Raw genomic sequence first — 25,350 nt, 5'->3', positions numbered from 1 at the left:
CAGGAGACAAACCATGCTGCCGAAACACCACGTCCGGACTTTGTTGATGCTGAGCTTGCTGCCGCTGGCAGCCGGCTTCTCCAAGGCGGCGACCACTCCAGCGACGCCCAAAAACTGGCCCGAAAAAGCGATCACCATCGTGGTGCCGACCTCCGCCGGCGGCGCCAATGACGCGATGGCGCGCGTCCTGGCCCAAGGACTCAGCGCACGGCTTGGCAAACCAGTCATCGTGGACAACCGGGCCGGGGCGAACGGCGCGATTGCCAGTGAGTTCGTGGCCCGTGCCGCACCGGACGGCTACACCTTGATGTTCGGCTACATCGCTACCCACGGCATCAACCCGGCCTTGCAAAAGCTGCGCTACGACCCGGTCGCCGATTTTGAGCCCATCGGCATGGTGGCGGCATCTCCGACGGTGCTGGTCGTCAGCCCGGAAGTGCCGGCCAAGACCGCCAAAGAACTGGTGCAGCTCATCAAGGCCAAACCCGACAGCTTCAGCTTCGCGACGGCGGGGAACGGCACCGCACCGCATATCGCAGGCGAGCTGTTCAAGCTGTCCGCAGGGGTGGACGTGATCGGAATTCCCCACAAAGGCTCAGCGCCCGCCGTGATGAGCACCATCTCCGGCATCACGCAATACATGTTTCCCAGCCTGTTCACCGCATACCCGCAAATCAAGGGCGGCAAGCTCAAGGCGCTCGGCATCGCCGGCGACAAGCGATCTCCCGTCTTGCCCGACGTTCCGACGCTGGCCGAGCAGGGAATTCCCAACGTCAGCATGTCGCAGTGGTACGCGATGTTCGCCCCCGCTAAAACCCCCAAGGTGGTGGTTGACCGGCTGAACCAGGAGATCAATCGCGTGCTGGCCGAAAAAACCGTACAGAAATTCATTGAAGACCAGGGGGCCGAGGTTGAAACCAGCACGCCTGCGCAACTCAAAACCCTGGTGCAAAAGGAGGTCACGCGCTGGAAGGGCGTTGTGGCGACCGCAAAAATCAAGCTCGACTGAGCCGCGCAAGTTTTACTGAAAGGAGGGTACGCGCATGAACTTGCAAGACTGGACAGGCCGCAGCGAAACAGTGGAAGACACCGCCACCGCCACGCCGTACGCAGCGCTGTCGGCCACGCTCGACCGCGCCGACACCTCGCGCCCCGCGCCCGGCACGCCGTTGCCCTACCTCTGGCACTGGCTGTATTTCCTGCCGATCCACGCGCAATCGGAGATCGGCCCGGATGGCCATGCGCGGCGCGGCGGCTTCCTGCCGCCCGTTCCGCTGCCGCGCCGCATGTGGGCCGGCAGCGATTTCGAGTTCCACGATCCGCTGTGTGTCGGCGACGCGCTCTCGCGCACCTCAACCATCGTTGATGTGACGGAAAAGAGCGGCCGCACCGGCAGCCTGGTTTTCGTGAAGGTGCGCCATGAACTTCGCCGCAACGGTTCTACAGGCGTGGCGCTGACCGAGCACCACAACATCGTCTATCGCGCGGCGCCGACGCCGGCCGACGTGGCTCCGCCGCCGCAGGCAGCGCCCGCCGAATTCGCGTGGGTGCGCCGCATCGTTGCCGACGACGTGCTGCTGTTCCGCTACTCGGCCCTCACGTTCAACGGGCACCGCATTCACTACGACCGCAAGTACGTCACGGAGGTCGAGGGTTACCCGGGCCTTATCGTGCACGGCCCCTTGATCGCCACGCTGCTCATGGACTTGTTGCGCCGGCACATGCCTGAGGCCATGGTGCGCAAATTTGAGTTCAAGGCGGTCCGGCCCACGTTCGACGTCAATCCGTTCTCGATCCACGGGCAGCCTTCGGCCGACGGCAAGAGCGTGCGGCTGTGGGGGCGTGACCACGAAGGCTGGCTCACGATGGACGCCACCGCCACGCTGGGCTGAGGAGACGCCATGCAACCACTCAAGGGAATCACCGTCGTCACGCTCGAACACGCCATCGCGGCGCCTTTCGCCACACGGCAGCTGGCCGACATGGGCGCGCGGGTCATCAAGGTTGAGCGCCCCGGTGTGGGCGATTTCGCGCGGGCCTACGACAGTCGCGTACGGGGCCTTGCATCGCATTTCGTCTGGACCAACCGATCCAAGGAAAGCCTGACGCTGGACGTCAAGCACGAGGAGGCGCAGAAGATCCTCATGCGCCTGATCATTGAAGAGGCCGACGTTGTGGTGCAAAACCTCGCGCCGGGTGCTGCAGCACGGCTCGGCTTGTCGTACGAAGCCTTGTCCAAACGCAAGCCCGGCATTATCGTGTGCGACATCTCCGGGTATGGCGACGACGGCCCTTACCGCGACAAAAAAGCCTATGACCTGCTGATCCAGAGCGAGGCCGGTTTCGTCTCGGTGACCGGCACACCCGACACGCCGTCCAAGGCCGGCCCGTCCATCGCCGACATCGCCGCCGGCATGTATGCCTACACCAACATCCTGGGCGCCCTCATGCACCGCCAGCAGACCGGCGAAGGCCAGCGCATCGACATCTCCATGCTTGAGTCGCTGTCGGAGTGGATGAGTTACCCGCTCTATTACGCCTTTGAAGGCGCGGCGCCGCCCCAGCGCACGGGTGCCAGCCACGCGACGATTTACCCCTATGGCCCGTTTCTGGCCGGTGACGGCAAAACTGTGATGATGGGGCTGCAGAACGAACGCGAGTGGAAGCTGTTTTGCGAAAAAGTGCTGCTGCAGCCCGCGCTCGCCAGCGACCCGCGTTTCGCCGGCAACGCACAGCGCAGCGCCGCCCGGGGCGAACTCTCGTCACTCATCGTTGAAACCTTCAGCACCCTGACCGCCGCGCAAGTCGTCGAGCGGCTGGAAGTCGCGGGTATCGCTAACGCGCAAGTCAACACCATGAGCGAGCTGTGGAAACATCCGCAACTCCAAGCCCGCGCGCGCTGGCGTGAAATCGATACACCGGCGGGCACCGTGCCCGCCATGTTGCCGCCCGGTTCCTGGCAACATGGCGCCCCGCGCATGGACGCCGTGCCCGCGCTCGGCCAACACACCGATGCGATCCTGAGCCACTTTGGCTACGGCGCCGAACAGATTGCCCAGTTGCGCGCGGTAGGTGCGGTATGAGCATGCCCCCCGCCGAGCCGCTGAGCTACCTGTTCGTGCCGGGCCACCGGCCCGAGCGATTCGCGAAGGCGCTGGCCTCTGGTGCGGACCGCGTCATCATCGACCTGGAAGACGCAGTCTCGCCCTCTGACAAGGCTGCCGCGCGCGAAGCCATCGCAGCGTGGATGCCCTCCGCCAACGAGGAGATTCGCGGCAAGCTGCTGATCCGTATCAATGACGCGAGCACGGGCTGGCACAAGGACGATCTGCAGCTCCTGCGGCAGGTGCGGGCGGTCTGCGTCATGCTTCCGAAATGCGAAAGCAGACGGCAGGTGGCTGACGTTCTTGGTTCGCTCGACGCGGGTACCACCGTGTTGCCGCTGGTCGAAACCGCGCGTGGCCTGCTGGCCGCCTTCGACCTTGCCACTGCACCGGGCATCGCACGCCTGGCCTTCGGTTCGCTCGACTACATGGCCGACCTTGACATTCCCGCCGACAGCCCGGCGTTGCAGCACGCCGCGATCCAGCTTGCCATTGCCTCACGTGCCGCCGGTTTACCCTCGCCCGTGGCTGGCGTCACGCCAGACATTGATGCGGACCAGGTTGGCGCCGACATGGCGCAGGCACGCTGCCTTGGCTTTGGCGCCAAGATGTGCATTCATCCCGCGCAGGTCGCCGCGGTGCATTGTGCGCTGCGGCCTGACGCCGAAGTGCTGGCCTGGGCACAACGCATCCTGAGCGCCTCGCGCGCCGCCGGCGGCGGCGCCATCAAGCTCGACGGGAAGATGGTCGATCGCCCGGTTGTCCTCAAAGCCGAGCGCATCGTGGCCCTGGCTGCACGCACCCCTGATTTTTCACAAGATACATAACCCAACGGAGAAGCTATGTCCGCAACCATCATCGACTCAAAAATTTTCGGCGACATGTTCAGCGATGCCGCCATGCGGCATGTCTGGTCGGACGAGAATCGCACCGCCAAATACCTGGACATCGAGCGCGCGCTCGCCAAGGTTCAGGGCGCCCTCGGCATCATTCCCAACGAGGCGGCTGAAGAGATCGTGAAGAACTGCGAGCCCAGCCAGATCGACTGGGTCAAGCTCAAGGCCAAGACCGAGCAGATCGGCTACCCGATCATCGCCGTGGTCAACCAGATCAACGCGCATTGCAAGGATGGCCTGGGCGAATACTGCCACTGGGGCGCCACCACGCAGGACATCACCGACACGGCCGCCGTGCTGCAGATACGCGAGGGCCTCGCACTGGTCGAGGCCGACCTCGCGGACATCTCGGCCTCGCTCGCCAAACTGGCGCGCGACCACCGCGACACGCCGATCATCGGCCGCAGCAACCTGCAGCAGGCGACGCCCATCACCTTCGGCTACAAGATGGCCAGCATCCTCGCAGGTATCGAGCGCCACCGCGAGCGCCTCACGCAGCTCAAGCCGCGTGTGCTGGTCGGTGAATTCGGCGGCGCGTCGGGCACGCTGTCCTCGCTTGAAAAAGGCGCAATGGAAACCCAGGCTGGCCTCATGAAGGAACTCGGCCTCGGGCAGCCCCTGATTTCCTGGCACACCGTGCGCGACAACTTCGCCGAAGTTGGCGCCTTCCTCGGCATCGTCGGTGGCTCGCTCGGCAAGATCGCGATGGATGTGAAGCTGCTGATGCAGACCGAAGTCGCCGAAGTGTTTGAGCCTTTCGCGCCCGGCCGGGGCTCCTCGTCAACCATGCCGCAAAAGCGCAACCCCATCTCCTGCCTCTACATCCACGCCAACATCTCCGTGGTGCGCCAGCTGGCCGCATCGCTGATGGACGCGATGGTCGCCGACCATGAACGCTCCACCGGCCCGTGGGAAATCGAATGGGTGGCGATGCCCGAGATTTTCTGCCTGATCTCGGGCGCGCTCAAGCAGACGAAGTTCATCCTCGCGGGCCTCGAAGTCGATGCCGCGCAGATGCGCCGCAACATCGACATGACCCACGGCCTCGTGATGTCGGAGGCCGTGATGATGGGCCTGGGCCCTTACATCGGTCGCGAATACGCGCATGACCTGGTCTACGACATCTGCCGTGACGCCCTCCGGCAAAAGCGGCCGCTGATCGATTTGCTGGCGGAGCACCCGAAGATCAAGAAGCACGTGACACGCGAACAGCTGGCCTCGTTCTGCGATCCGATGAATAACCTGGGCCAGGCAGGCGTGATGGTCGACCGCGTGCTGGCATCGGTCAAGGCGCCGGACTCGCAGCCCACAAGAGTGTCATAAGAAGAGGGCGGCTCAAGCTTCGTACCAAAGTTTTGTGTATGCGGTTGAAGGGTGCCGTCTCAACGTCTTAACGGAAGCTCCAGCGTCACGCAGGTTCCATGTGTGCCACTGGAAATGCGGACCTGGCCCGCCAGTTTTTGTGCGCGCATTCGCATCGCGGCCAGGCCGCGTTGGGTCTTACCGGGTGCGGGAACGGCGTGCGTGTCGAAGCCGCAGCCGTCATCTGTGACGGACAGTTCCACGGTGCTGGCGGTGTCACGTGCGCGAACGGTGATGGTTTTGGCCGCGCCATGGCGCACTGCATTGTTGATGGCCTCCTGGAGCGTGCGCAGGATGGAAAGGCCTGTCTCGGGTGTCAGGTAGTCCATCTCCGGCAACGGCCCCACTTGCCACTGCAAACCAACCCCGATGGCGTTGAGCCGCGGCTCCAGCCGATAACGCAAGTTGGCCAACAGGGGTAGCAGGTCGCTTTCCTCAAGGTCCAGCGAATCGATGATGAGCCGCATGTCTTCCAGGGAGTCCTCAATCACGCGCGCGACTTCCTCTCGCGGCACCTCGTCGCGGCGGGTCATCCGCAGCGCGGTGATCAGCTGGCTGCCCATGCCGTCGTGCAGGTCGTGCAGCAGCCGGGTACGCTCGGCGGCGATCACGGCCTGGCGCTCCTCGGCCTTGCGGCGGTCGAATTCCGCGCGCATTTCTTCCAGGGCCTGCCCGTGCGCTGTGCTGACGCCGGCGACCGCAAGGTTGATCTCTTCTTCGGCGCTGGCCCTGTGCAGCGCCAGGCCCTCGAGCGTGCGCGCGACCAGGGTGGCCAGCACCAGTAGTGCGGCCACTGGGGCCATGAAGAAGCTGTCGAAGGCGTTCAGGTCGGCGGGAATGGCCAGGTCCTGCAGCACCGCGGCCCACCAGAGGATCAGCGTCACGGCCAGGAACACTTCGTTGCGCCGGCGTGTGCGCCAAGCCCTGTGAACCTGGGCCAGCACCACGGCGATGGTCAGGGCGAAATACGGCCAGTGCAGCACGGCCGCGACGTTGGGCCGCATGTCGCCCTTCAGGTAGGCGGCGACGCCCGCTGCGAAAGACAGCGCGATGACCCCGTAGAGCACTTTGAGGTAGCGCTTCCAGGGCGGGCTGGTCCAGTGGCTGTACTCCAGCAGCAGCATGATCATGAGCGTGTTGGACACCAGGGTGCTGGCCAGCGCGAACAGCAGGGATTCGGGGCCGGGCGGCCCGGCTTCAGGCGCGAGCATCACCAGTGCCCGCGGCATCCAGCTCAGGCACAGCAGCACGAACAGCAGGTGGATGTAGCGGCGCGTCTTGAACCACAGCGGGATGGCGCCGAACAGGCAGATCGGCACCGCGAACATCAGCATTGTGGGGGCGATGCTTTGCAGGAAACGGCGCACCTGGAAGGCCGGCCCTACGGCCGCAGTGGTTCCCAGGCTCATGCGCGAAAGTCCGCCGCGGGTGTCGGCGCTGCCGCTGACGCGCACCTGCAGCAGGTTGCCCGAGGGCTTGAGTACGTGGCCTCCGAGGGGCACCCACAGCGCGCGGTTGCGGGTAAATCCGTTACCCGTGCCAAGGTCCAGCCGTTCGCCGTTGAGCCAGAACTCGCCCAGGTCAGCCACACGCGGCACGACGAGCACAAGTTCATGCTCCGGGCCGGTAGCGCCGGCGGCCTTCAGAGGGGCGTCGAGCGCGATCGAATACCAGGCGACGCCGTCAAAACCAGGGCGGCTGCGGCGCCAGTTGTCGGGCAGCGTGACGGGCGAAGCCTTGCTGAAATCGACTTCGGCGGGGCGCCCTGCGTCTTCAGTGATGACCACCGCCCGTTCCAGGGTGGCCGCCGTGGCGCTCCAGGACGGCGCCGCCAGCATCAGCGTGGCGCAGGCGCATAGCGCGGCCCATATGCCCTGCAATCGCATTCAGATCAGTCCCCGGGCACGCGCCTGGTTCACGGCTTCGACGCGCGAGTGCACGGCCAGCTTGCCGTAAATGCTCTTGATATGGGCGGCTACGGTAGACGGCGCGACGTCGAGGTGCCGCGCTGTTTCGGGCACCGAAAGGCCTTGCGAGATGGCCGTCAGCACGTCTTTTTCGCGAGGGGTCAGCGGCTCCATCAGCCAGCGCTGTGCCTCTGTCCGTGGTGCGGCGAAGTTGCGCAGGAGATAGCGCGCCACCTGCGGCGAAAGCGGGGCTGCGCCTTCGCTCACGGCGCGGATCGCACGGCCGAATTCCGCGGTCGGCGTGTCTTTGAGCAGGTAGCCGTGGGCGCCCGCCTGCAGGGCGCGCACTACGTGGGCCTCGTCACCGAAGATGGTCACCACCAGGATGCTGGTGTGGCGCGAGCGGCGGGCCAGGTCGGCGATTAGTTCGGTGCCGTCGCCGTCGGGCAGGCCCAAATCAATCAGCGCAACGTCCGGCTGGGCAAATGAAAAGCTGCGCCGTGCCTCAGCGCAGGAACCCACCGCCTCCAGCAGCCTGAGGCCAACATCTTCACGCACCATGCGCGCGAATTCCTCGCGAATTGGTGTGTCGTCTTCCACCAGGGTCACGGTCAGGATGGACATGGATGCGCTTGATTCTTTCAGTTGTTGTTGGGGCTGACGCCGCCGTGAATCTTAGCGGGTGCGCCTATTTGACCGCAAAAAAATTCGGACCGTCTCCCCGAATCAGGGGAGGCAATTGCCTTCCCGGCCCGACACCATACGCGGCATGCAAACCACTACCCGATCCACGACAGGCGCTTCGCTGCCGCTGCGTCAGGGCTTTTACGCCTCTCCCTGGCCCGTGCGCCGCGCCGCGGCGCTGTTGTGCGGAGCCGCGTGCCTGGCCGGGCTGGAGCCTGCAGCGGCGGCCAGCCCTCCCGATGCCGGCAATGTGTTGCAGCAACTCAGGCCTGCGGCTCCCGTGCCTCGCGAAGATGCGCCGGCTGTGCTGCCTGCAGCACCGGCCGCGGCATCCCCGATGCCACAGGCATCACCGGAGGATGCTGCAATCCAGGTGCGGGTGGCGCAGATAAAAATTTCGGGGGCCACCGCTTTTTCTGAAGCAGACCTGCTCACGGTGGTGCAGGACGCCATCGGCCGTGAGCTTGACTTCGCCGGTCTCGAGGAACTGGCGGTGCGCCTGAGCCGCTTTTATCGCCAGCACGGCTATACGGTGGCGCGCGCCTACCTGCCCCAGCAGGACATCCAGGATGGTGTGGTGAAAATCGCCGTCGTGGAGGGCCGTTATGGCGCCATCACCGTGAAGCCTCAGGGCGAGTTGCCCGCGCCGCTGCCACTGGCCGCGCTGGTGCCGGGCGAGCTGGTGAACGACGCAGCACTGGAGCGTTCGCTGCTGCTGGCAGCCGACGTGCCCGGCATCGCGGTGCGCTCGACCCTGCAGCCCGGCGCGTCGGTGGGCACCAGCGAACTGGTGGTGGACGTTGAGCGGGGGCCGGCTGTCACGGGCTTGCTGGAGGCCGACAATTTCGGCAGCCGCGCCACCGGCCGCGAACGGGTAGGCGCCAGCCTGTACTTCAACAACCCGGCCGGCCTGGGCGACCTGGTGTCCCTGCGCGCATTGACCGCCGGGAGCGATATGAACTACGCACGCCTGGGGTGGCAGTTACCGGTGGGCGGTAACGGCACGCGCGCGGGCGCTGCCGTCTCGGTGATGAGGTACCGCCTGGGCGGGGAGTTTGCAAACCTGGACGCACACGGCGACGCCTCCATAGCCACCCTGTTTGCCGCCCACCCGGTGCTGCGCTCACGCCTGCACAACCTGTACGCACAAGTCAGTGCCGAGCACAAGCGCCTGCGCGACCGCATCGACCTCGTCGGTTCGGCCGATGACAAGCATCTGAACCTGCTCAATCTTGGCCTTTCCGGTGACGCACGCGACGGCTGGGGTGGCGGTGGCGCCTGGGGGTTTTCGGCCACTTATACGCGCGGCCAACTGGCCATTAACAGTGCCGACGCATTGGCCATCGACGAGGCTACCGTGCGCAGCGCCGGCAGCTTCGGCAAGCTGGGTCTGCTGGCCATGCGCCGGCAAAGCGTCGGCAAGGCCAACTTGCTGGTCTCCTATACCGGCCAGTGGCCCAGCAAGAACCTGGACTCGTCCGAAAAGCTGCCGCTTGGCGGCGCTGGCGCCGTGCGCGCCTACCCGCAGGGCGAAGCGCCGTCAGACCGCGCCAGCCTGCTGACGCTGGAACTGCAATACCCGCTGGGCGCCGGCTGGCAGCTGGTCGGCTTTTACGACGCGGCCGTTGGCTACGGCAATGAGCAGCCGTTGTCCGGCGTTGGCGCGTCAAACCGGCGAAGCCTGTCGGGTGCCGGTCTGGGCCTGAACTGGGCGCATGCCGACGGCTGGAGCGCACGCTTCTTTTACGCACGCAAGCTGCACGGCGGCCCGGCCACCGCCGAGCCGGATCGCAGCAGCCGGCTGTGGCTGCAGGTGTCCAGGAGTTTTTGAGTGGCCAACGCACCGCCTATTTCGCGCTACATATTTGATAGCTGCTTGCGCACGTCCTGAAAGGGCTGCAGCCCGATTTGATTCACAACCGAAGGAAAAACCGCCATGAACCACACCTACCGCGTCATCTGGAACGAAGCCGGTGCCTGCTTTGAAGCCGTGGCCGAAACAGCCAGCGGCAAGGGCAAACGCAGCCTGGGCAAGCGTGAACGCAAGCTCCGCGCGTTGGCCCTTGCCGCCGGCTTGGCAGCGGCGCAGGCGCTGGCCGCTCCCACGGGTGGCCAGGTCAGCGCGGGCCAGGGTGGCGTCACGCAAAGCGGCAACACCACCACCATCACCCAGACCACACCCAAACTTGCCATCAACTGGCAGAGCTTCGGCGTTGCCGGCAACGAGAGCGTCAATTTCGTGCAGCCCGGATCGAATGCCGTTGCACTCAATCGCGTGCTGGGCACTGAGGCCAGCCAGATCCTGGGCCGGCTCAATGCCAACGGCCAGGTCTTCCTGCTCAACCCCAACGGCGTGTTGTTCGGCCAGAGCGCGCAGGTCAGCGTGGGCGGGCTGGTGGCCTCGACGCTGGGCATGAGCGATACCGACTTCATGGCCGGGCGTTATGTGTTGCGCGCCAGTGGCAGTGGCGCCAGCGTGCGCAACGAAGGCACGATACGTGCCGCCGACGGCGGCAGCATCGCGCTGATTGGCGGCCAGGTCAGCAACACCGGCACGCTGGTGGCCAACCTGGGTACGGTGGCCCTGGCCGCCGGCAAGCAGGTCACGCTCGACTTCGCAGGAGACGGCCTCCTGAAACTCGCGGTCGACGAAGGCGCTGTCAACGCACTGGCGCACAACGGCGGACTGATACAGGCAGACGGTGGCACCGCGCTGCTCACCGCCAAAGCCGCCGACGCGCTGGCCGGCACCGTGGTCAACAACACCGGCGTCATCCAGGCGCGCACGCTGGAAAACCGCGGCGGTGTCATCAAGCTGCTGGGCGGCTTCAACGGCGGCACGGTGCAGGTGGGCGGCACGCTGGACGCTTCCGCGCCCACCGGCGGCGACGGCGGCTTTGTCGACACCTCGGGCGCGCATGTCAAAGTGGCTGAAGGCACACGCGTCAGCACGCGCGCCGCGCAGGGCAAAACCGGCACCTGGTTGATCGACCCGGCGGACTTCACCATCGCCGCCAGCGGCGGCGACATCAGCGGCGCCACGCTCTCCGCCAACCTGGCCAACAGCGACGTCACCATCCTGTCCAGCAGCGGCAGCAACGCGGCGGGCAACGGCGACATCCACGTCAACGACAACGTGAGCTGGGCCGCCAACACGCTGACGCTGACCGCTGCGCGCGACATCAACATCCGCGCCGTGATGGACGCCACCGGCACTTCGGCCCTGGTCATGAACACCGGCACCGCCAACGGCACCGATGCGGGCGTCGCGGGCGGCAAGGTGAAGGTGCCGGTGGACCCGGTGACAGGCTTCGCCGGCCGCGTGAATTTCGATCGGGCGGGCACGGGCTTCCTGACGATCAACGGCGAGGGCTACATCGTCATCAACACCCTTGGCACCGAAGGCTCGACTACGGGCCTGCAGTCCATCAACCTAAACGGCGGCCTGCGTTATGCGCTGGGGTCCGACATCGACGCCAGCGCGACCGCGGGCTGGAACGGCAACAAGGGTGCCTCGCCGCTGACGGGGCTGGGCGGCGTGATGGACGGTCTGGGCCACGCCATCAGCAACCTGAAGCTCTGGGTGCCGACGAGCATGACGGGCTTGTTCTCGGTGATCGGCGGAACGGTCAGGAACCTGGACCTCGTCAACGTGACGGGCAATGCTTTTACGGGTGCAGGCGCACTGGCCAGCGACGCCAACAATGCCACGCTGCACAACCTGCGTGCCTCAGGCACGCTGGCAGGTCCCGGGTCGAGCGTCGGTGGACTGGTGGGCTACATGAATGGCGGAACCTTGCAGGATGCGCACGCCCAGGTGGCCATCAACATGACCAGCAGCGGTGACATGGTGATTGGCGGCCTGGTGGGCGAGGCCATCAACGGGGCCACGCTGCGTGACGTGTCGGCCTCCGGCGCGGTCAACGGGGGCAACAACTACGACTATGTGGGCGGGCTGGTGGGCCGCCTCAGCGGCGGCGCCACCGTGCAGAATGCGCGGGCTTCGGGCGCGGTCACGGGCCGCGCCCACGTGGGCGGGCTGCTGGGCGCGAACGGCAACGCCGACGCGCTCACCGCGGGCACCACCCTGACCAACGTCAGCGCCAGCGGCACCGTCAACGGCATCGGCAGGCTCGGCGGCCAGGGCGTGAACGGAGCGGCCCGCAACGTGGGTGGCCTCGTGGGCTGGAATTTCGGCAACATCTCCCAGGCGAGCGCGACCGGAGCGGTGGTGGCCGACGGCGGCGCGACCACCACCTATACCGGGGTTGGCGGCCTCGTCGGCCAGAACTACTCGGGGGACATCACCAATTCGTATGCCACCGGCTCCGTCACGGCCACGGGACTCACCGGCGTCACGCAGTACGTCGGCGGGCTGGTCGGGCACAGTACTGGCGCGCTGTCGAATGTCTATGCGACCGGCAACGTGAGCGCCACCGGGGACTACACGGGCGGCCTGGTGGGACGCAACACCGGTGCGGTGACGGACGCGCGCTCCGACGCCGTGACCGTGCAGGGACCCGGCAATTACACCGGCGGACTGATCGGCGACCACAGCGGCGGCGCCATCCAGAACGCCCGCGCCACCGCGAACGTCACCAGCCAGCGGCAGTACAGCGGGGGGCTGATCGGCAGATCGACGGGAGCCGACCTCAGAAACGTCACCGCCACCGGCTCCGTCACCAACACAGGCAACGCCGTGGGCAATGCCGGCGCGAACGTCGGCGGCCTGGTGGGGCGGGTCGCCGGCGGGACGATCGACCAGGGGGAAGCGACGGGTGACGTGAGCGGCTATTCATTTGTTGGCGGCCTGGTCGGCAACTTCGAAGGGACCTCGCTGACGCGGTCGAGTTCGACCGGCGCGGTCGCGGGCGACAGCCTCGTCTCCGGCGCGAACGTCGGCGGCCTGGCGGGGTACGCCGGCGGCACGGTCTCCGACGTCCGGGCCACCGGCAACGTCACGGGCCGCAGGTCGGTCGGGGGCCTGATCGGCAACGCCGACGCACAGCTTTCCAACGCGGTGGCGACCGGCAACGTGCAAGGCCTCACGAACGTCGGCGGACTGCTCGGGCAAACCATGGGCGTCATCAGCAACGTGCACGCCGAAGGCTCCGTGCGGGCGACCGACACGGGCAACAGCGATGTCGGCGGCCTGATCGGATCGGCTGAGGCGACGCTCAGCAATGCCTACGCCACCGGCCGGGTGGAGGGTGCCGGCAGCCGGGTGGGCGGCCTGATCGGGCATAGCGTCAACACCGGGGGTGTTCCCACCTCGAACGTCTATGCCACGGGAGAGGTGGTCGGTGCCGGCGGCGTGGGCGGCCTGATCGGGGTCACCGGCGCTGCCAGCGTGATTCGCGGCGCCTACGCGTCGGGGGCCGTCACCGGCACCGGCACCGCGGTGGGCGGCCTGATCGGGAGCAACAGCGGCGCGCTCAGCGACGCCTATGCGAGCGGCAGCGTGAGCGGTGGCAGCCAGGTCGGCGGCTTGATCGGCGATGTGGTGGCCGGCACGGTGGACAAGACCTACGCCACCGGCGCCGTCAGCGGCACCAGCGCCCTGGGCGGGCTGGCCGGCTCGGCCTCCGGCACGGTCACCAACAGCTACTGGGACACCGCCACGAGCGGGCAGGCCGCCAGCGCTGCCGGTACCGGCCGCACGACCGCGCAGATGCGCCAGCAGGCCACCTTTGCCGGATGGGACGTGGGTGCCACAGGCGGCGCGTCCACCGTTTGGCGCATCTACGAAGGCATGACCAGCCCGCTGCTGCGCAACTTTTTGGTGGCGCAAAACGTGGCCAATGTGAACACGGTTTACAACGCGGCGACGCAGGCCGGCAGCGTGGTGGCTCCCTCGGGCACGCGCACCGGCACCGCCGCCAGCGGCCGCAACGTCGGCAGCTACACCGCGTTTTCCGACCAGCAGGGGTTGGACATCGTCGGCGGCCTGCTAACTATCACCCCGGCGGCCCTTACCGTGAGCGGCGTGACGGCGAGCGACAAGGTCTACGACGGCAACACTATCGCCGCGTTGAATACCGGGGCGGCAACGTTGTCTGGCGTGCTGGGCAGCGATAACGTTGCCGTCAATTTGAGCAGCGCTTCCGGCAACTTTGCCGATAAAAATGTAGGCAATGCCAAAGCAGTAACAGTAAGCGGCGTGGGCTTGTTGTCTGGCACTGATGCGGGCAACTACAGCGTGAGCAGCCCGACTGCGGTGGTCGCCACCATCACGCCCAAGGTCCTGACGGTCAGCGGCCTTACTGCGGACAACAAGGTGTACGACGGCAATACCACCGCTACGCTGAACACCGGTGTGGCAGCGTTAGCAGGTGTGATCTCCGGTGACACTGTGAACCTGGGCCTGAGCGGAGTGACGGGCAGCTTCGCAGATAAAAATGTCGGCAATGCCAAGGCGGTGAACCTGAGCGGGAGCGGCCTGTTGTCTGGCGCCGATGCCGGTAACTACAGCGTCAGCAACCCGGCTGGGCTGGTGGCTGACATTACGCCGAAAGCGCTTACCGTCAGCGGCATCACGGCTAGCGATAAGGTCTACGACGGCAACACGACCGCTACCGTTAATAGCGGCGGCGCCATATATACAGGCTTGGTCACTGGCGATGTACTCAGCGTCAGTGCTACCGGGACTTTCGCCGACAAGAATGTAGCCAACGGCAAAACCGTCACGCTAGTTAGCAGTTATGGCGGTGCCGATGTTGGCAATTATGCGATCACTGGCCAGGCCATGACAACCGCCAGCATTACGCCAAAAGCACTTACCGTCAGCGGCATCACGGCCAGCGATAAGGTTTATGACGGTACCGCTGTCGCTACCGTCAACACGGCGGGCGCAAATTACGCGGGATTGGTGAGCGGCGATGTATTCGCAGTCAATGCCACCGGCAGCTTCGGCGACAAAAACGTAGCCAACGGAAAAGCCGTGACGCTGGCCAGTAGCTACAGCGGCGCCGACGTTGGCAACTACAGCATCACCGGCCAGAGCACGGCGACGGCCGGCATTACGCCTAAAGCACTGACAGTCAGCGGCATTGCAGCAAGCGACAAGGTCTATGACGGCAACACTGCTGCTACGGTTAACACCGGCAGCGCAAGCTACGCGGGATTGGTGGGCGGCGACGCCTTGACAGTCAGCGCCACCGGCAGCTTCGGCGACAAAAACGTGGCCAATGGCAAAACCGTGACGCTGGCCAGCAGTTACGGCGGCGCCGATGTCGGCAACTACAGCATCACGGACCAGGCCACCACCGCCGCCAACATCACACCCAAGGCCTTGACGGTCAGTGGCATCACGGTTGCCGACAAGGTCTACGACGGAAACACGACCGCCACCGTCAATACGACCGGCGCAAATTACGTGGGATTAGTGGGCGGCGATGTACTCAGCGTTAGTGCTACCGGGACTTTCGCCGACAAGAATGTAGCCAACGGCAAAACCGTCACGCTCGCTAGCAGCTACAGCGGCGCCGATGTTGGCAACTACAGCATCACAGGCCAAGCCACGACGACCGCCAGCATTACGCCAAAAGCACTTGCCGTCAGCGGCATTACAGCGGGCGACAAGGTCTATGACGGCAACAACGCCGCTATCGTCAACGCCAGCGGCGCGAACTACGCGGGATTGGTGAGCGGGGATTCCTTGACAGTCAGTGCCACCGGCAGCTTCGGCGACAAAAACGTAGCCAACGGTAAAACCGTCACGCTGGCCAGCAGCTACAGCGGGGTCGACGTTGGCAACTACGCCATCACCGGCCAAAGCACGACCACGGCCAGCATTACGCCCAAAGCGCTTACCGTCAGTGGCATTACAGCAAGCGACAAGGTTTATGACGGCACCGCTGTAGCCACACTCAACACCACGGGTGCGAGCTACGCCGGCCTGATTGGCGGTGATGATGTCACGGTTGCTGCCACCGGCGCCTTTGCAAACAAACATGTAGGTAATGGAAAAACCGTGGCGCTTAGCAGCAGCTATAGCGGCGCCGATACGGGCAACTACGCTATTACTAACCAGACCGCGGCCAGCGCCAGCATTACGCCCGCTGCGCTGAACGTGACTGCGCAGGCCGACAACCGCGTCTACGACGGCACTACCGCGTCGGCAGCAGCGCCTGTCATCACCGGCGCGCTGTACGACACAGTTGCCAGCGCGGCCACGCAGACCTTTGACAACAAAAATGCCGGAAGCGGCAAGACACTGACTGCCGCCGGACTGGTGATGAACGACGGTAATGGCGGCAACAACTACAGCGTCAGCTATGCCGCGAACAACAGCGGTGTCATTACGCCAGCGTCTCTGTCGGTCGTGGCGGACAGCCAGGCCAAACAGGTCTATACGCCAGACCCTTTGCTGACATACAGCACCGGACCGTTTGCCACCGGCGACAGCGCGGCCTCTGTACTGAGCGGTGCGTTGCAGCGCGTGGCGGGCGAGCAGCCCGGCAATTACGCGATCAACCAGGGTTTGCTGGCGGCCAATGGCAACTACACGATCAACTACACGCCCGGCAGCTTGTTGATCACGGCCGGACTACTGCCTGGTCAGGCTGCAGGGTCGACCGGCGGCACACCCTACCAGCAGGCAAAAGCGCAAACGCCGCTGCCAGCGCCTGAGTTCAGGCAGCTGTCTGCGTGTACCCCGCTGGCGGGTCGCGGCAACTGTGGCGGTGAACTGCCGCTAACGATTGTGGATGAGGGCATGCGCATGCCGGCGCTCGCTCAAAGCACCAACTGAAGGACTTTATTCATGCAACCCAGCTGACGGATGATTGGCCTCACGCGTTTTCCGAACTTGATGTAGAGCTCAACCGCTCGAATCCTGTCTTGGAACGAATACGTGAACTACCTCCTGATAGTCCAAATTTTGTCTGCATCCCCTCTTGGGCAGGTTATGGGGAATCAAAACAAACCTTAAGCGCAGCATTCCAGGTGCTGGAATTCAAGGCCGGCCCCCGCTAGGTGCAAGTCATGGCCCACTGCCGGCGGGCGGCGGCCTGAAGGAAGTCGATCACAGCCCGTACGCGCGCCGCGTTACGCAGGTTGGGCAAGGACACTGCGAACATCGTGTGGGTAACACCGGAAGCGTAAGGCGACAAGACCTCCTTCAAAAGGCCCTTGGCCACGTCCCCCGCAGCCAATGGAACCGACAACATGCCGATGCCCGCCCCGGCCACCAGGGCGTGATGCACCAAGGCCGTGGTATTCGTTGCGAGCTGTGACCTGACAGTGACTTCGACCGACCGTCCGGCCTTGCGGAACGCCCATGTCACAGCGGGCCCCTGCGCAGTATGGGTTACCGTCTGATGCCTGCCAAGCTCCTCCGGGTTGGCGGGTTCTCCATGTTGGCGCAAATATTCAGGCGAGGCGTACAGGCGGCGTTCAAAGGAGCCAAGGGCACGGGCGACCACAGCCTCGCTATTGCCTACTGTGGTGCGCAGGGCCACATCGATCCCGTCCGTCACGAGATCGGCAACCCGGTCATCGGCCACCACCTCGATGCGCAACTCTGGGTATCGCGCGCGCAGCGCGCCCAGCTGCGGCACAACCAGTTCCTCGCAAATCTCCTGGCTTGAGGCCAGTCGCAGCGCGCCTGCCACGCGATTTCGCTGTTTCGACACCGCGGCAGAGATGTCCTCCATCCGCGCCAGCAGTTCACGTGCTTCCTGCGCCAACTCAAGGCCTTCGGCGGTTGCTGACAGCCCATGCGTGGACCGGCGCAACAAAGTGACCCCATACCCCGTTTCGAGCCGGTTGACTCCCCGGGTAACGACTGAGACTGCCACATCCAACTCTCGAGCGGCCGCAGAGAACGAATTGAGGTCGAGTGAGCGAACCAGCCACCGCAAGTCCGCAGGGTCCGGCAGGAAGTGTTTCATCGGGGTTGCCTTTGCGTTTCGAGCAAAACCGATTATGCGGGATGGTGGTTTCCGGTTGTAGTGGCTCGCCCTAAAGTGGCGGCACCAACCCAAAAAAAGGAAACAACCATGCCCATTCTCAATGTCAAGATCTCGGCGAACCGTACGCCAGAACTCTCGCAACTCGTCACCGACACGCTGCTGGACCTTTCCAGCCGCTTGCTCGGAAAGCGACGTGACCTCACCGCAGTGGTGATCGACTATGTCGATCCGCGCGACTGGTTTGTCGCCGGAAAATCGCTGGCCGACCTGAAGATGACCAGCTTCTACTTCGACATCAAGGTGGTGGACGAAACCAACACCAAGGCCGAAAAGGCCCGGTTTGTCGCCGAATCATTTGAAGCGTTCAGGCGCATCCTGGGAGACCTGCACCCAGAAAGCTACGTGTACGTGCAAGATGTCCGCGGCAGCGCGTACGGCTATGGCGGGCGCACCCAGGAATACCGCCATCAACATCCAGACCAATGAGAGGCAGAGCCATGGAACTAGCAAACACTATCGTCGCCGCGGCCATGCGCCGGGCCGGACTTGACTCCTGGATTCCGGAAGGGGAAGGGAAGTGGTCACTTCCGATCCAGTTCCTGCCAGACGGCTCGGGCTGGGTCGAGTTGATGCGGCTCAAGCCGGGCACACGGCTGGGTTTACACCGGCACACTGGCGAGGTTCACGCCCTGACCTTGGTTGGCGAGCGTCGCCTGAACGACGGTCGCATGGTGGGCGTCGGGGACTACATTCACGAGCCTGCCGGCAATGTGGACTGGTGGGAAGCTGTAGGGGACGAGGATCTGCTGGTGCACGTCGTCGTCAAGGGCAGTGTCGAATACCTCGGAGCGCACCACAGCGTACTGCAGCAAATAACCGCCGCCGACCGGATCTCGGACTACCACCGGCATTGCGCGGCAGTCGGTGTGCAGCCTCGCGCACTGGATTAGCTGGGCGATTCACGAACTGCCTGTGGTCATGCCTTGCTTTAAATCGTCTGCACGTACCCGGCATTCGGTGGATTCAACTCACTCAGCGATGCGGAAGGAAACACCTTGCCTCCTGTTCGTGTTCTCGCGTGCCGACATCATTTTGGCGCAACAGGAATGCCGGGGCGGTTGCGGCCAGGCCCCCGCAATGGAGCCTTGCCGGCAGAGAGGAAAATCCGGTCAACCCTGGCGCCTGATTTCATTCTCGATGACACTCAGCCGCATATCGAACTCGGGCATCACCCAGCGTCGCAGCGCTTCCCCGGGGCCTTGCCAGCGCTCATTGCCCTGCGCGCCTGGCGTATTGCCAATGCGCACCCAAGCCCAGCTGAGCAGTGCCAGCGCCACAGCGCGCAAGTAATCGCCTGCGATCCGATAGGGCAACTGGGGCGCCGTGCCCGCGGCCTCGATCAATGAAGCGGTCGTCGTTTCCATGCGGGCGAAATAGCTCAACACGGCCTTATTGATCGCGCGGCTGTCGTCCAGATCCTCTCTCAGCGTCTGAAGCATCATCCGCAGCGCGGCGCCACCGTCCGGTATCACCTTGCGGATCAGCAGGTCGATGGCCTGGATCTCGTTGGTGCCCTCGTAGATCATGCTCACGCGTGAATCGCGCACGGTCTGTTCGATCCCCCATTCGCGAATGTAGCCATGGCCGCCGAAAACCTGCAGGCATTCGCTGGCGCCGTGGAAAGCCTGGTCGGTGAAGGCGGCCTTCAGCACGGGCGTGAGCAGGCCGCACCATTGCTGCGCCTTCTCACGACGGGTCGGGTTGGGGTGGTGCCTGGCGATGTCGAGTTCGAGCCCAGTCTGGTATGCCAGCAGGCGGCCACCGTCGATCCAGGCCCGTTGCGTGTCCAGCAGGCGGCGCATCGCCGGATGGCCGATGATGAAGTCGGCCGGTTCGGTACTGGTGCGTGGCCCCGGCACGCGCATCTGCCTGCGCTCGCGCGCATAGGCATCGGCTTGTTGCCATGCGGCGTCGAGCAGGCCGATACCCTGCAGCGCCACGTGCAGCCGTGCCGCGTTCATCATCACGAACATAGCGTTCAGGCCCTGGCCCGGCTGGCCGATCAGCCAGGCTGTCGCATCATCGAAGCGCATGGCACAGGTGGGACTGCCGTGCAGGCCCATCTTTTCTTCGATGCGATCGCAGTAGACATGGTTGCGGCTGCCGTCCACCAGTAGCTTGGGGGCGAGAAACAGCGACAGGCCTTTGGGGCCGGCAGGTGCATCCGGCAGGCGCGCGAGGACGAGATGCAGGATGTTGCCGGTGAGATCGTGATCACCACCGGAAATGAAGAGCTTGCTGCCGTTGACACGGTAGCTGCCGTCCGGCTTCGGCGTTGCGCGGGTGCGCACCAGACCGAGATCACTGCCGGCATGCGCTTCGGTAAGGCACATCGTGGCCAGCCATTCGCCAGAGACAAGTTTCTCCAGGTAAGTCGCCTTCAATTCATCGCTGCCATGATGGGCCAGGCACTCACAGGCTCCGTGCAGCAGGCCGGGCGCCATGGTCCAGCCATGGTTGGCGGCGCTGAGCCATTCGTATAGCGCACCTTCCAGCACCCAGGGCAAGCCCTGCCCGCCGTGTTCGGGAGCACATGAAAGCGCGGGCCAGCCCGCCTGCCAGAACGCCTGGTAGGCCTGTGCGAAACCTGGAGGCGTCACGACCGCGCCGGCATCGAAGCGGCACCCCGGGTTGTCGCCCGCCGCATTCAGCGGCGCCACAACCTCCGCGACGAACCTGGCCGCTTCTTCGAGGATCTGCCGCTGCAGGTCACAGTCGGCATCGGCGAAGCGCTCGAGTGGCCGTAACTGGCTGCTCGCGTCCAGCACGTCGAAAAGGATGAATTGCGTGTCTTGCACGACGGGTTGATACGTCATACGCCCTTCCTGTTGGCTGCCATGGAGTTGCAAAATTGATTATTCATAATAACCAATTTTGCGCAAGAAAGTCCTGGCAATGCCGCGAGCAGGCTGTTACGGTCGATGTGCCAAACCGCGAGAGGGATACGGTTGTACTGCGCTCCGTGCGCATCCAGTTCAGCGCTTGTGCCTTCGTACCCTTCAGGCTGCGCAATCAAACGTTGGGCTTCCTGCTTTGTCCGGGTGCGAAACGTTGACTTCGGCAATCACACCACGCCTTGGTCACATGGAACTGCGTGCCTTGCTGGGTGGGTGGCCGATCACACGCTTGAACGCCCGGCTGAACGAGGCCTCGGAGTCGAAGCCCAGCTTGTCGGCGGCCGTGGTGACACGCATGCCGTCCTGCGCGATCCAGCTGCGGGCCTGGAACATGCGAATGCGGGCCACGTACCTGGCCGGGCTCTCGCCCACCGAATCCTTGAATGCCTGGGCAAACCGTGATCGCGATGCACCCATGATGTTCGCCATCTCCGGCACGCTCCAGTCCTGCTCCGGCGTCGCGTGAATGGCGGCAAGCACCTTGCCCACGCCGGGCGAGCGCAGCGCTGCGATCCAGCCCGTCGAGTTGCTGCAAGCGCATTCCACCCAGGCACGGATGATGCTCGCGGCGAGCACATCGGCCATGCGGGCCAGGATGCCGCAGGCGCCGATGCGGTTGAGCGAGGCTTCGCGCTCCATCGCATCGAGCAGCATGGGTACACCCGGGTCGCGTTGGGCCAGGTCGCCGGCGCGTATCACCTCCGGCATCATGGCCAGCAAGGGGTGCAGCGGGTCGAGGTTGAAGGTCATGCTGCCGCAGAACATGACGTGGGAGGGTGCTTGCGCCACAGAAGCTCCATCCCGCAACAAATAGATGTCGTCTGCGACCCGCTCGCGATCGAAAGCCGCGAGGTCCACCGGCGGCACTTCTGGTGAGCTGGCCACGGTGTGGGCCGTGCTGCGGGGCAGCAGCACTGCGTCACCGGCCTTCAGTTCGATCCACCCGGACTGTTGCGTATGCATCCAGCAATCTCCGCTGGCAACGAAATGAAAACGTGCGGCAGCTTGCGCGGCAAAGGAAATCGCCCACGGCGCATGCATCAGGCAGCGGCCGTACTCGACGCCGTCCAGGCGCAGGCCCAGCAGGACTTTGGTGAGGGGGTCGGGGCCTGCGGCAGGAAGACCCCCGCCTTCGTGAGGAGGCTGAATGACAGGCGTGAAAGTTCTGGAGGAATCGTCAAGCATTTCGGCTCTTTCGCCATGGAAAGGTGTCGATGCTAGGCCTAAGCTGGCAACCCTGTCCTCAACAAGGCTTCACATCTCATGTCCTCAACTTCCTGTTCTGCCTGTCTCGATCCGCTGGCCGCTGGTGTAACGCCTGTCAATGATCCGCCCGGTGAGGCCGCCGCGCTCTGGGCGGCGGTCGCTTCACTGTCCCTGGGCGTGTTTGGCCTGGTCACGGCCGAATTCCTGCCGGCCAGCCTGCTGACCGCCATGGCGGCCGATCTCCACGTCACGGCAGGCGCTGCAGGCCAGGCCGTCACGGCCACCGCGCTGGTCGGTGCGGTGGCCGCGCCGAGCATCCCCTTGCTGACGGCGCGCTTCGATCGCAAGCGGGTGCTCTTGACGCTCACAGTCCTTCTGTTCGTATCCAACCTGTTGGCGGCGACGGCTGCCTCGCTCGCGGTGCTATTGGTCGCGCGCGTGGTGCTCGGTATTGCGCTCGGTGGATTCTGGTCCATGGCGGCGGCACTGGCCATGCGCCTGGTGCCGGAGCGGCTTTTCCCGCGCGCGATGTCGCTCGTGTTGACGGGCGTGTCCATTGCCACCGTCTGCGCTGCGCCCGTTGGCGCATGGATGGGAAATGTGTGGGGATGGCGTAGCGCTTTTGTCGCGGCAGGTGCTGTCGGTTTGCTGGCTTTCGCTGTGCAGCTGGTCGCGTTGCCGGCACTGCCGCCGCGTGACAAAGCCAGCTTGAAAGGCCTGCGCGATCTGCTCACGCGGGGACCGGTACGAATTGCGCTGCTGGCTGTGTTGCTTGTGATATCCGGCCACTTCGCGGGCTTCACCTACATCCGGCCCGTGCTTGAAGACGTGACCAAGCTGTCGGTGTCGGCGATTTCCGCTGTGCTGCTGGGCTACGGCATCGGCGGTTTCTTCGGGAACTTTGCAGGGGGGTGGCTGGCGGGGCGCGGTGAGCGATACGCGATCGTCGCAGGCAGCGGGATGATCGCCTTGCTTGCGGCTGCGCTGCTCATTGGCGGCAGCTCCACCGTGGTCACCGCTGTGGCGGTGACGCTGTGGGGGTTCGCATTCGGCGCATTTCCGGTCGGCTTCCAGACCTGGATCGTGCGCGCCGCACCCGACCAGGCGGAGGCCGCGGGCGGCTTGCTGGTGGCAGCGTTCCAGATCGCCATCGCCACGGGCGCCATCGCGGGCGGCCTCATCGTTGACTGGACTGGAGCGCTCGGCGCCCCTGCATTTGCCATGGTGGCTGTAGCCCTGGGCGGCCTGCTGGCATGGCAGCACGGCCCAGGCCCCGCAGCGACCGATGCGCGGAGGCAGTCATGACAAAGTCAAGACCAGACCCCAGCATCAATCGGCGCATTACCTTGGCGGCGCACCCGCGCGGCCTGCCCGTTGCGTCTGACTTCAATCTTGTGACCGAGCCTGTGCCGCACGTGGGCGAAAGCCAGGTGCTCTTGCAAACGCAGTTCCTTTCGCTGGACCCGTACATGCGCAACCTGATGGACAAAGTCGGCCCGGGGTACGCGCCTCCTGTTCCGCTAGGCGGTACCATGCCGGGCGGCACAGTCAGCCGCATCGTCGACTCCAGGCATCCCAAATATCGCGTTGGTGATCTCGTGTTAGCCAACGCTGGCTGGCAGGACTACGCTCTGAGCGATGGGAGTGACCTGCAGGTCATTGGTGACATGTTCCGGCCGTCTCTTGCGCTTGGCGCGCTCGGAATGCCGGGCTTCACAGCCCACGTCGGATTGCTGGACATCGGCCAGCCAAAAGCTGGTGAAACTGTTGTGGTTGCAGCGGCGACCGGTGCGGTGGGCGCCATGGTCGGCCAGATCGCGAAACTCAAGGGCGCCCGCGTGGTAGGCATCGCCGGCGGTGCTGAAAAGTGCCGCCAGGCCGTCGACGATCTGGGCCTTGATGCCTGCGTCGACAGGCACGGGCCATTGTTTAGGGAACAGCTTGCTGCCGCATGCCCGGCGGGCATTGACGTGTACTTTGAAAACGTCGGAGGCGACGTATTGGCGGCGGTCCTTCCGCTGCTCAATCCTGGCGCCCGTATGCCTGTGTGCGGCTTTGTCGCACATTACAACGACTCGGCAGGTTTGCCCGGCACCAATCAGCTACCGCAGTTCCTGGCCGCCATTTTGCAGAAGCGGGTGCGGGTGCAGGGGTTCATCATTCTTGACCACTATGGCGCGCGCTTTGACGTGTTCCGCAGTGAAATGGACGAATGGGTCAACAGTGGACAGGTCAAGGCGTTGGAGCACGTTGTGGATGGTCTTCTGCAAGCTCCCGCCGCCCTGTCAGACCTGTTGCAGGGCCGGCACTCCGGCAAGGTCGTCGTACGTCTGGAGGTGTAGCTGGCATAGGTACGGCGTCCGATGCTTGGCTTGGGCTCTTGCAAGGGGGACTTTATTCATGGCAATCAGCGCCGGGTTGCAATGAATAAAGTCCGCCGATCGAAGCTGCGTATCCCCTTGGAAACCTTGCGATATCTGGGCATTTTTACGACTCCAGTGCTTCGAGTTGCGCCAGCACGCGCCGTGTGGCGGAAAGGGCTCGGCGTGCGCGATCGGTGGCGCCGACGGCGAGTGCCAGCGTGTGCGTTGGCACTTCGAGGCTGAGCGGGATGTTGCGCGGCGCGGCGCGCAGGAGACCGAGGAGGTCCACTTCGCCATCGCCAGGAAACAGGCGCTCAGAGCGGGCTTCGGCGAGGATCGCGTCCATCGTCTGTGGAATGGCTGCGGGCACGTCACAAAACTGCATGAAGCGCATGCGCGACGGCGGAATTTCGGCAATATCCTTGGTGCAGCTGTGTGAGCGACTCAAATGGAAGGGGTCGATCAGCACACCGGCGTTGCTGCGGCCGGTGCGCTCAACGATGCGCGCAGCCTGGGTCAAATCCTTCGCGTCGGTCCAGGGCATGAATTCCAGGGCGGCCGCCAGTCCGTAGCTGTCGGCGAGGTCGCAGAATGCGGCGAAGGTATCGGTGAGCCGGGCCTCGTCTGGATCGTTTCCGGCCACAAGCAACTCGCTCGCACCGAGCCGGGCGGCGGTGGCAATCGCGGCTTCGTAGCCGCCGACCAGGGTATCGGGCTTGATGCGAAAGATTTCGACATCAAGCACCTTGATGCCGGTGTCCGCCAGGCGATGTTCGACTTCGCGCAGCATCTGCGTGTCTCCCACAATGTCGTACTGCGGCTCGGTCGGCGTTGCCGGCAGCAAGCGGATGCCGACATGGCTGAAGCCGGCATCAAAGGCGCACGTCACCATTTCAGGCGGTGTCAGTTCCAGCACGGTCAAGGCGGCGAGTGAAACGGGTCGGGTCATATTCCTGG

General features: G+C 64.7%; 17 protein-coding genes. 11 read left to right on the top strand and 6 right to left on the bottom strand.

Annotation, left to right across the window (positions count from 1 at the left end; all coding sequences use genetic code 11):
* Window positions 1-13 precede the first annotated feature (13 nt).
* From AC1DYR_RS13035 to AC1DYR_RS13015, 5 genes are read left to right on the top strand one after another with little or no spacing between them, the layout of a single operon-like run.
* A complete protein-coding gene (locus AC1DYR_RS13035) occupies window positions 14-1,009 on the top strand; it encodes a Bug family tripartite tricarboxylate transporter substrate binding protein (protein WP_477705465.1) in 996 nt (331 codons plus the stop codon).
* 34 nt (window positions 1,010-1,043) lie between these two features.
* Window positions 1,044-1,892 carry an HTD2 family dehydratase gene (locus tag AC1DYR_RS13030; protein WP_477705464.1) on the top strand — a complete coding sequence of 283 codons (849 nt, stop codon included), beginning with the start codon at window positions 1,044-1,046 and terminating at the stop codon, window positions 1,890-1,892.
* 9 nt (window positions 1,893-1,901) lie between these two features.
* The gene (locus tag AC1DYR_RS13025; RefSeq protein WP_477705463.1) at window positions 1,902-3,083 is read left to right on the top strand and encodes a CaiB/BaiF CoA transferase family protein; all 1,182 of its coding nucleotides are present in this window, start codon (window positions 1,902-1,904) and stop codon (window positions 3,081-3,083) included.
* Window positions 3,080-3,931: an HpcH/HpaI aldolase/citrate lyase family protein gene (locus AC1DYR_RS13020; protein WP_477705462.1), complete on the top strand. Its 852-nt coding sequence runs from the start codon at window positions 3,080-3,082 to the stop codon at window positions 3,929-3,931. The genes AC1DYR_RS13025 and AC1DYR_RS13020 overlap by 4 nt, the downstream gene beginning before the upstream one ends.
* A 15-nt stretch (window positions 3,932-3,946) precedes the next feature.
* Window positions 3,947-5,323 (top strand): class-II fumarase/aspartase family protein, encoded by a 1,377-nt coding sequence (locus tag AC1DYR_RS13015; protein ID WP_477705461.1) that lies wholly within the window; start codon window positions 3,947-3,949, stop codon window positions 5,321-5,323.
* A 59-nt stretch (window positions 5,324-5,382) separates the two neighbouring features.
* Here AC1DYR_RS13015 and AC1DYR_RS13010 read toward each other — a convergent pair whose 3' ends face one another.
* Together AC1DYR_RS13010 and AC1DYR_RS13005 are read right to left on the bottom strand one after the other, a co-directional pair.
* Window positions 5,383-7,248 carry a sensor histidine kinase gene (locus AC1DYR_RS13010; RefSeq protein ID WP_477705460.1) on the bottom strand — a complete coding sequence of 622 codons (1,866 nt, stop codon included), beginning with the start codon at window positions 7,246-7,248 and terminating at the stop codon, window positions 5,383-5,385.
* Window positions 7,249-7,893: a response regulator gene (locus AC1DYR_RS13005; RefSeq protein WP_477705459.1), complete on the bottom strand. Its 645-nt coding sequence runs from the start codon at window positions 7,891-7,893 to the stop codon at window positions 7,249-7,251.
* 145 nt (window positions 7,894-8,038) lie between these two features.
* Here AC1DYR_RS13005 and AC1DYR_RS13000 point away from each other — a divergent pair, with 145 nt between their 5' ends.
* Both AC1DYR_RS13000 and AC1DYR_RS12995 read left to right on the top strand, forming a co-directional pair.
* Window positions 8,039-9,784 (top strand): ShlB/FhaC/HecB family hemolysin secretion/activation protein, encoded by a 1,746-nt coding sequence (locus tag AC1DYR_RS13000; protein WP_477705458.1) that lies wholly within the window; start codon window positions 8,039-8,041, stop codon window positions 9,782-9,784.
* 105 nt (window positions 9,785-9,889) lie between these two features.
* Window positions 9,890-16,705 (top strand): YDG domain-containing protein, encoded by a 6,816-nt coding sequence (locus tag AC1DYR_RS12995; RefSeq protein ID WP_477705457.1) that lies wholly within the window; start codon window positions 9,890-9,892, stop codon window positions 16,703-16,705.
* 220 nt (window positions 16,706-16,925) lie between these two features.
* Here AC1DYR_RS12995 and AC1DYR_RS12990 read toward each other — a convergent pair whose 3' ends face one another.
* Window positions 16,926-17,846 carry a LysR family transcriptional regulator gene (locus AC1DYR_RS12990; RefSeq protein WP_477705456.1) on the bottom strand — a complete coding sequence of 307 codons (921 nt, stop codon included), beginning with the start codon at window positions 17,844-17,846 and terminating at the stop codon, window positions 16,926-16,928.
* Between the two features lie 108 nt (window positions 17,847-17,954).
* On the opposite strand from AC1DYR_RS12990, the gene AC1DYR_RS12985 reads away from it, so the two are divergent.
* Window positions 17,955-18,353, top strand: a complete 399-nt coding sequence (locus tag AC1DYR_RS12985) for a tautomerase family protein (protein WP_477705455.1) — start codon at window positions 17,955-17,957, stop codon at window positions 18,351-18,353.
* A complete protein-coding gene (locus AC1DYR_RS12980; RefSeq protein ID WP_477705454.1) occupies window positions 18,350-18,817 on the top strand; it encodes a cupin domain-containing protein in 468 nt (155 codons plus the stop codon). The genes AC1DYR_RS12985 and AC1DYR_RS12980 overlap by 4 nt, the downstream gene beginning before the upstream one ends.
* Window positions 18,818-19,036: 219 nt before the next feature.
* Here the strand turns inward: AC1DYR_RS12980 and AC1DYR_RS12975 are convergent, their stop codons facing one another.
* Entirely contained in the window at window positions 19,037-20,743 is a 1,707-nt protein-coding gene (locus AC1DYR_RS12975; RefSeq protein WP_477705453.1) for an acyl-CoA dehydrogenase family protein, read from the bottom strand.
* 264 nt (window positions 20,744-21,007) lie between these two features.
* Complete coding sequence (locus AC1DYR_RS12970; protein ID WP_477705452.1) at window positions 21,008-22,009, bottom strand: AraC family transcriptional regulator; 1,002 nt, start codon at window positions 22,007-22,009, stop codon at window positions 21,008-21,010.
* A gap of 78 nt (window positions 22,010-22,087) precedes the next feature.
* Between AC1DYR_RS12970 and AC1DYR_RS12965 the strand changes: the two genes are divergently transcribed.
* Both AC1DYR_RS12965 and AC1DYR_RS12960 read left to right on the top strand, forming a co-directional pair.
* Complete coding sequence (locus AC1DYR_RS12965; RefSeq protein ID WP_477705451.1) at window positions 22,088-23,335, top strand: MFS transporter; 1,248 nt, start codon at window positions 22,088-22,090, stop codon at window positions 23,333-23,335.
* On the top strand, window positions 23,332-24,372 hold the full coding sequence (locus AC1DYR_RS12960; protein WP_477705450.1) for an NADP-dependent oxidoreductase: 1,041 nt from the start codon (window positions 23,332-23,334) through the stop codon (window positions 24,370-24,372). Before AC1DYR_RS12965 ends, AC1DYR_RS12960 begins: the two co-directional genes overlap by 4 nt.
* A gap of 145 nt (window positions 24,373-24,517) precedes the next feature.
* Here the strand turns inward: AC1DYR_RS12960 and AC1DYR_RS12955 are convergent, their stop codons facing one another.
* Window positions 24,518-25,342 (bottom strand): sugar phosphate isomerase/epimerase family protein, encoded by an 825-nt coding sequence (locus AC1DYR_RS12955; protein WP_477705449.1) that lies wholly within the window; start codon window positions 25,340-25,342, stop codon window positions 24,518-24,520.
* Window positions 25,343-25,350 lie beyond the last annotated feature (8 nt).

It is taken from the genome of Polaromonas sp. P1_F9 (assembly GCF_056405615.1).
This window is presented reverse-complemented; position numbering and strand designations above follow the sequence as displayed.